Here is a 1,370-nt window from a genome sequence, read left to right on the forward strand (position 1 = left end):
TTTCTTCTGATTCTAACAAATCTTTTTATGATTTTCTTCAATTATTACGAATCAAGAGTTCTTTTCGGGGTGGTTTTTTAGCAAAACCAGAGGTCCAAAGGGTCTCTAATTCTAAAAAGTCAAAATCCTTAAAGATCTCTCGAACCGCATCACAATCATTTAGACTCAAGACAAATTTGCCTTGTATGCTTTTGAGAACTTTTGCCATACTCACAAAATCATCTTCAACAAAATTCCCAGAGCTGTAACACTTCTTCTTCACAAGATAAGGCGGGTCTAGGTAAAATAAACTGTCGGGTGCATCAAATAGCTCGATAACCCGTTCCCACGACAAATTTAAGATTGTCGTATCAAGAAGCTTCTGTCTAACACGCCTCATCCTTGATAACAGCTTTTCGGGATTAAACTCTGCCGTTCTTTTCCTTCCAAAACTAAAAGAGACATAATCTTTTTTCCCATACATCACACAACGTTGGAGAAACAAAAAACGTGCGGCTCTTTCAACTTTGGAAAGGCTTTCTGGATCAATCGCCGCAAGTTCAAAAAACAACTGTCTTGAACAAACAAACCATTCTAGTCGTTTGGCTAAATCATCAAAGTCATTTTGAACACATTGAAACAGGTTCGTGATCTCTCCATTCAGATCATTAATCACGGAATATTTTGCTGGTCTTTTATTTAGGAAAATAACACCAGAGCCTAAAAACGGTTCAACATAGGTTTCATGGTCAATATTATTTAAAATCGGTATAATTTTCTTACGCAGATAGTGTTTACCACCCATCCACGCAAACAATGTTTGTGTAAATTCTTGTTTCATCATATTTTTAAAGGAGAAATTTGATATTTAACTTTTGGTTAACCATCTTTTAAGATGTGAGAAGCTATTCTCTATGGCGTCCACAAAACGGGAAAAATCTATTACAAACATAAAGACAATAAAGGCTATCAATTTCATGATGCGTGACATCATCTTTAAACCTTGATAGGTCTCTATCATCTCGTGAAGGAGCTGTTGTTCTTTTTCTGTAAGATCTTTATCTTTGCTGCTTCGTTTCTTGACCATCTTTCCAACCACATAAATGGGCTCCCTGCTTGTTATGCTTCAAAATATCTCTTGCAAGGTTGGAACTGATGACCGCAACATCCTTATTATCCAAATAAATGGGCAACCAGCCACCACAAGAAACAGACCTATTTGCCGCGCACCCAACGAGAAAGTTCAGAGCGCACACCAGCATCACTTTTTTGATTAACTTCATTTTCCACCTCAAGCCGCGTTGTTGCTGTCTTTAAAGCATTCTCTGTTTGCTTTTGCCTTTCGCTTTGCTTGCCAAGGTGAAACGCCTTGGCTAAAGCCATAAAAAAAA

The 1,370-nt window shown here is 37.5% G+C and carries 2 protein-coding genes; both read right to left on the reverse strand.

The window, feature by feature from the left end; genetic code table 11:
• Positions 1–37: 37 nt before the first annotated feature.
• A complete protein-coding gene (locus tag ACFILD_RS08060) occupies positions 38–823 on the reverse strand; it encodes a DNA adenine methylase (RefSeq protein ID WP_375665019.1) in 786 nt (261 codons plus the stop codon).
• Between the two features lie 24 nt (positions 824–847).
• Positions 848–1,078: a hypothetical protein gene (locus tag ACFILD_RS08065; protein ID WP_273791210.1), complete on the reverse strand. Its 231-nt coding sequence runs from the start codon at positions 1,076–1,078 to the stop codon at positions 848–850.
• Positions 1,079–1,370: the final 292 nt, after the last annotated feature.

It is taken from the genome of Bartonella sp. CL162QHHD (assembly GCF_042195435.1).
In the GTDB taxonomy this organism is placed as follows: Bacteria; Pseudomonadota; Alphaproteobacteria; order Rhizobiales; family Rhizobiaceae; genus Bartonella.

Excerpts from the sequence above, each read along its gene's own strand:
- ACFILD_RS08060 (WP_375665019.1), bottom strand. The coding sequence starts at position 823 with ATGATGAAACAAGAATTTACACAAACATTGTTTGCGTGGATGGGTGGT.